Source organism: Planctomycetota bacterium (assembly GCA_038746835.1).
Lineage (GTDB): Bacteria > Planctomycetota > Phycisphaerae > Tepidisphaerales > Tepidisphaeraceae > JBCDKH01.
In genome coordinates, this window is sequence record JBCDKH010000220.1 from 1 (window position 1) to 5,570 (window position 5,570).

6 protein-coding genes and 1 pseudogene are annotated in these 5,570 nt (G+C 65.0%); 4 read left to right on the forward strand and 3 right to left on the reverse strand.

What is annotated here, in order from left to right; all coding sequences use genetic code 11:
• The coding region (locus AAGI46_15290; protein ID MEM1013571.1) for a hypothetical protein at nucleotides 1-184 on the reverse strand (184 nt) is incomplete at its 3' end.
• 139 nt (nucleotides 185-323) lie between these two features.
• On the opposite strand from AAGI46_15290, the gene sppA reads away from it, so the two are divergent.
• The gene (sppA, locus tag AAGI46_15295; protein MEM1013572.1) at nucleotides 324-1,565 is read left to right on the forward strand and encodes a signal peptide peptidase SppA; all 1,242 of its coding nucleotides are present in this window, start codon (nucleotides 324-326) and stop codon (nucleotides 1,563-1,565) included.
• A gap of 333 nt (nucleotides 1,566-1,898) precedes the next feature.
• A complete protein-coding gene (gene recA, locus AAGI46_15300; GenBank protein ID MEM1013573.1) occupies nucleotides 1,899-2,993 on the forward strand; it encodes a recombinase RecA in 1,095 nt (364 codons plus the stop codon).
• Nucleotides 2,994-3,067: 74 nt separating this feature from the next.
• Here recA and AAGI46_15305 read toward each other — a convergent pair whose 3' ends face one another.
• Nucleotides 3,068-4,462 carry a sigma-54 dependent transcriptional regulator gene (locus tag AAGI46_15305; protein MEM1013574.1) on the reverse strand — a complete coding sequence of 465 codons (1,395 nt, stop codon included), beginning with the start codon at nucleotides 4,460-4,462 and terminating at the stop codon, nucleotides 3,068-3,070.
• 77 nt (nucleotides 4,463-4,539) lie between these two features.
• Between AAGI46_15305 and purN the strand changes: the two genes are divergently transcribed.
• Complete coding sequence (purN, locus tag AAGI46_15310; GenBank protein ID MEM1013575.1) at nucleotides 4,540-5,112, forward strand: phosphoribosylglycinamide formyltransferase; 573 nt, start codon at nucleotides 4,540-4,542, stop codon at nucleotides 5,110-5,112.
• Between the two features lie 9 nt (nucleotides 5,113-5,121).
• Nucleotides 5,122-5,391, forward strand: a complete 270-nt coding sequence (locus tag AAGI46_15315; protein ID MEM1013576.1) for a hypothetical protein — start codon at nucleotides 5,122-5,124, stop codon at nucleotides 5,389-5,391.
• Nucleotides 5,392-5,472: 81 nt separating this feature from the next.
• Here the strand turns inward: AAGI46_15315 and AAGI46_15320 are convergent.
• Nucleotides 5,473-5,570: pseudogene (locus AAGI46_15320) on the reverse strand (alcohol dehydrogenase catalytic domain-containing protein).

Below are 5,570 nucleotides of genomic sequence, written 5' to 3' on the forward strand. Positions count from 1 at the left end.
CATAGAACGGGCTCTGGCCCATGTAGAGCGCACTGAAGACAATGGTCGAGTGAAGCGAGTCGATCTCATAAGACGTCGACTCCTGCATGACCGCCGCGGGAGCAGAGCGGATGTGCGGCACGACGGAAACGCCTGCGATGGCGACGACGGAAGCGAGAGCGATGGAGCTGAGGCGGCGGGACATGATGCGTTGGGGTGAGGAGAAAGTCGGGCGGTGTTTTTAGATGGCCGTTTGAACAAGTTATCCGGAGGTGACAAGCGCCGACAACGGCGGAAGTCGCGGCGTGGGCCGAACTTTTCGGCGGGCCGACGTAGCGTCGGGCATGTCGTCGTCCGCACCGCCGCCTCCGCCGCCGCCAGAGGGTGGCTCGCCGCCGATCGATCCGCGCGGCGTCCTTCGCCCGCCGGGGTCGCCGGCGATGTCCGCCAGTTCGCCCAGCTCGCCGCCGACGGGTTTGCCGGGCGGTGCGCCGCCGTTGGGTGCTGGCGGGGTCATACCACCGCCGCCGCCCGGTCTTTTTCCGCCGCCGCCGGGATTCGGCGGGTTCCCACCGCCGCCCCAACGGCGTCGTAGCGGCCTGCGGACGGCCCTTTTCGTCGTCGGCGCGATCGTCGTCTTCGGCGGCATCCTCCTCGGCGGGATCGTCCTCATCGGCACGATCGCCGGTGCCGGGGCGGGCTCGTCGCCGATGAATCGCGTGGTCAAGCAGACGGTCCAATCGGGTGCCAGCGACCAGGTCATCGCGATCATTCCCGTCAATGGCCTGATCATCGACGAGACCGAGTCGGCAATTGCTCGCTATGTCGCTGCCGCAGAAGAGGATACGAACATCAAGGCGGTCGTGCTGCACGTCTCCTCGCCAGGCGGGACGGTGACGGACTCCAACCAGATCTACGAGAATCTGCTCAGACTCAAGGAAAATCGACCGAATCTGCCGATCGTCGCCCACTTCGACGATGTCGCCGCCAGCGGCGGGTACTACGTGGCCTGTGCGGCCGACGAGATCGTTGCCGAGGAGACGACCATCACGGGCAGCATCGGCGTGCTGATCCAGTACCCGCAATTGTCCGGTTTTGCGAAAAAAACAGGGATTCGGTTCCAGACGATCGTCGCCGACGGCTCGCCGCGGAAGGCGTTTCTGGACACCTTCGAGGAGCCGGACGACGAGGACTTGGCGGACGTCAAGTCGTTGTTAAACAAGCAGTACGACATCTTCCGCGACGTCGTGGAGGCGGGTCGTGGCTCGAAGATCAGAGAGGCCGGTTCGAGCGTCGACGAGGTGGCGAGCGGAGCCGTCTTCGTCGGCGAGCAGGCGCTGGAGCTGGGGCTGGTCGACAAGATCGGCATGATCAGCGACGCGACCGGCTCCGCCGCGGCCTTAGCCGGCCTGCAGAATCCGAAGGTCGTCCGCTTCGGCAGGCCTCCGACGGTGCTGGAGCAGATCGGCTTGGCTGAGGCGAAATCGCTCGATCTTCAGGGAGAATCGGCGAAAAGCCTAGCCGTCGAGCTGTTGCACGAGGCGACGAGCCCGCGCGTGCTCTACCTTTACAACGGGGCCCGCTAGGCCGGCTAAGACAAAATCGACGTTCGGTCGATTTTCGAGCTTGCGTTCCCCGATCGATTCCCTAACCTGGAGCCTTCCGGGCCCAGGCGGCGTGACCTCTGTCCAGCCCGGCATCGGTGTGGGCCACCCGTGGCAGGTGACGTCTCGCGCGTCGCTCCCCACGGGCCGCCCCGTGCAACTGGATGCACTGCCGATCACCACCAGGTCACGACATTCTCGCCGGCTGGCCCGGGCACGCCTTGTCCATCAACGACTTCGGCGTACGCGAGCGGGCAGACACCCGGCACGAAAGGTTCGTAAATGCCAAAGGCATCTTCCAAGTCGACCGCGCGCATGTCGGTCGAAGACGTCGCCTCCCTCCGTGCAGACGCCTCCGCCAAGGGCACCGCCCTCGGCCGGGCCGTGCAGCAGATCGAGCGCCAGTTCGGCAAGGGCTCTGTCATGAAGCTCGACGGCGATCCGCAGCCCATCGACGGCATCCCCACCGGGAGCCTCAGCCTCGACATCGCCCTGGGTGGGGCGGGCATGCCAAAAGGTCGAATTATCGAGGTTTATGGACCGGAATCGTCCGGCAAGACGACGCTGGCCCTGCACACCATCGCGTCAGCCCAGAAGCAGAATGGCGTGTGCGCCTTCATCGACGCCGAGCACGCCCTCGACCCGACGTGGGCCAAGCGGCTGGGCGTGAAGCTGGACGAACTGCTTGTCAGTCAACCCGATACGGGCGAGCAGGCGCTGGAGATCTGCGAGCTGCTGGTCCGCTCCAACGCGGTCGACGTCATCGTCGTCGACTCGGTTGCGGCCCTGATTCCACGGGCGGAGATCGAGGGTGAGATGGGCGACACCCACGTCGGCCTACAGGCTCGGCTGATGAGTCAGGCGCTTCGCAAGCTGACCGGTGCGATCAACCGCAGCAAGTGCATGGTCATCTTCATCAACCAGATACGCGAGAAGATCGGCGTCATGTTCGGCAGCCCCGAGACCACGCCGGGTGGCCGGGCCTTGAAGTTCTACAGCTCGATCCGCATCGACGTCCGCCGCACCGGCAGCATCAAGGACGGCGACACGGCGGTCGGGAACCGGACGCGGACGCGTGTGGTCAAGAACAAGATCGCTCCCCCATTCCGCGATGCCGAGTTCGACATCATGTTCGACCGCGGCATCAGCTACGAGGGTGATCTGCTGGACCTTGCCGTGAACGAGGACATCGTCAACAAGAGCGGTGCCTGGTTCAACTACGGCGACACCCGCCTGGGGCAGGGCCGGGAGAACTCGAAGAACTTCTTGCACGAAAACCCGGATCTTTGTGAGGAAATCCGGCACAAGGTGCTCGAAGCCAAGGGTCTGACCAAGCGTTTGGCGGAGGAAGCCGAGGGCTACGACGAGGACCCGGTCGAATCGCCCGATGGTGAGCTGGTTGAGGCGTAAGCGTCTTCAGCTAAGCGAGAATCAGCCGCACCCGATCCCTCGGGTGCGGCTTTTCCTTTGAGTTTCGCTTGTTTTCAGGCTGGTACGTCGAGCTTGAAGCGGCGCATCTTCTTGAAGAGCGTCGCCCGGTTGATGCCCAGCGCCGCGGCGGTCTTCTGGCGTGACCAGTCGTGCCGCTCTAGGGCCGCCAGCAGGACAGGGCGTTCGAGGGCTTCCATCGCGTCTTTCAAGGGAAGATCGAGCACTTTTTCGAGGTCGGCCGAGACGTCGAGCATCGGCGGCTGGTGCAGTGCGGCGGCTCGGATCGGCTCGGGCAGGTCATCGACGTCGATGTCCAGCGATCGGCACAGCACGGCTGCGCGTTCAATGGCGTTCTCGAGCTCGCGGATGTTGCCGGGCCAGTCGTATCTGCCCAGCGCGTCGACGGCACCCGGAGTGAACCCCGCAAGGTCACGGCCGAGGCGTTCCTTGAACCGGCCGAGGAAGTGGTCGGCCAGCAGTGGCACGTCGCCGGCCCGATCCCGCAAGGGTGGCAATTCCACGGAAACGACGTTGATTCGGTAAAACAGGTCCTCTCGGAACTGGCCGGCCTGGACGAGTTCGCCGAGGTCGGCGTTACTGGCGACGACGAACCGCACGTCGGCTCGAACCGGCTTGTTCGAGCCCAGCGGCTCGTAGATCCGTTCCTGCAACACGCGGAGCAGCTTCACCTGCATCGCCAGCGGGGCGGAGTTGATCTCGTCAAGGAAGAGCGTGCCACCCTCCGCGGCGGCGAGTCGACCTTCGCGATCGCGGTCGGCGCCGGTGAAGGCACCCTTCACATGACCGAACAGCTCGGCCTCCAACAGGTTGTCTGGCAACGCGCCGCAGGCGACTTCGACGAACGGCCCGGCGTGTCGGCCGCTGAGTTGGTGGATCGCGCGGGCGAGTTTTGACTTGCCGGTGCCGCTTTCACCGCGGACGAGGACGGTGGTCGGCGTGTCGGCGACGCGGGCGACGGTTTCGAAGACCTCAACCATCCGCCGATCGCTCCCGACGATGCCGGCCCGATCGCCCAGGCCGAGCGCGTCATCGAGCTCGCGCTGCAGCCGACGGTTGTCGTGCAGCAAGGTCTGCTGCGACAGGGCTCGGCGGACGGCGTCGCGGATCTCGTCGTCGACGATCGGCTTGACGAGATAGTTGAATGCCCCGGCACGCGTCGCCGCGACGGCGTCTCGAATCGAGCCGAACGAGGTGAGGACAATGCTGAAGGTTTCAGGGTGATCCCGCGACAGCCGACGCAGGAAACCACTGCCGGCGGCAGCGAGATCGGCGACGACGAGCTGAGCCGGCTGGTCGGCCAGGAGGGCGAAAGCGTCGTCGGCACCAGCTGCGTCGGCGACGTCGTACCCATCGTCACGAAGAAGCTGCGCGAGCGACCGCCGCAGGAGGCGATCGTCGTCGAGCAGCAGGAGGCGTGGCGTGGGCATGGGACGGCGCGTGCCACGCGCTGCCGCGGACACTTCTTCGACATCGGCCAGCAGCAGCGAGGCGGTACAGTCCGGCCATGCGGATTGCGGTCCTCTTCAGCGGCGGTGGCACGACGTTGCAGAACCTCATCGACGCCACCCGCGACGGCCGGCTACCAGGTATCGAGATCGTGCAGGCGCTTTCCAGCCGACGCGACGTCGGCGGGATCGCCCGGTGCGAGCAGGCGGGCGTGCCGTGTGACGTGGTCGATCGCCGCGATCATCTTGAAGTGATGAGCCACTCGAAGGCCGTGTTCGCGAAGCTCGATGAGGCGAAGCTCGATCGGCTGGTGCTGGCGGGCTGGATGAACCGCCTCGTCCTGCCGCCGGCGTGGCTGGACAAGCGGGTCATCAACGTGCATCCGAGCCTGCTGCCGGCCTTCGGCGGCAAGGGCATGTACGGCCGACACGTCCACGAGGCGGTGCTGGCCCGTGGCTGCAAGGTGACGGGTTGCACGGTGCATTTCGTCGATAACGGGCTCGACACCGGGCCGATCATCGACCAGCGGGTCGTGCCGGTGGAAGAGGGCGATTCTGCCGAGTCGCTTGCGGCTCGAGTTCAGGCGGCCGAGCGGGAAGCGCTGGTAGACGCGTTGCGGATGTTGGTGTAAAGTACGGTAATGAGCGATCGGGCGAATTCGAATCGGATCGCATTGCTCGAAGCGATGCGGCAACAGCCGTTCAACCCGTTCCTCGTCGGGCTTGAAAACGGGGATCGCTTTCAGGTCCGGCACCCTGAAAACCTCGCATTCGACCCCGACGAAGACGGCAATAATCGAGTTAGCATTTTGCTGAAGAAGACGTCGGTGCTGACGTCCCTTGACGCAATCACCGGGATCGCAATCACCGATACGGCTGCGACGCTGCCCGATTCATCGGATGCTGTCTAGCTGGAACCAGGTAGACCGTGTTGGCTGCATCTGCAGGACGCGTTGTGGCGTGATCGTCGGTCACTCGTCTTGGCAGCCGCCCCCGGGTTTCACGGATGTGACGCCCTTGCCCACTTCCTCCACAACGCCGCAGCCCTCATGGCCGAGAATGCAGGGAAAGAGCCCTTCAGGATCCTCAC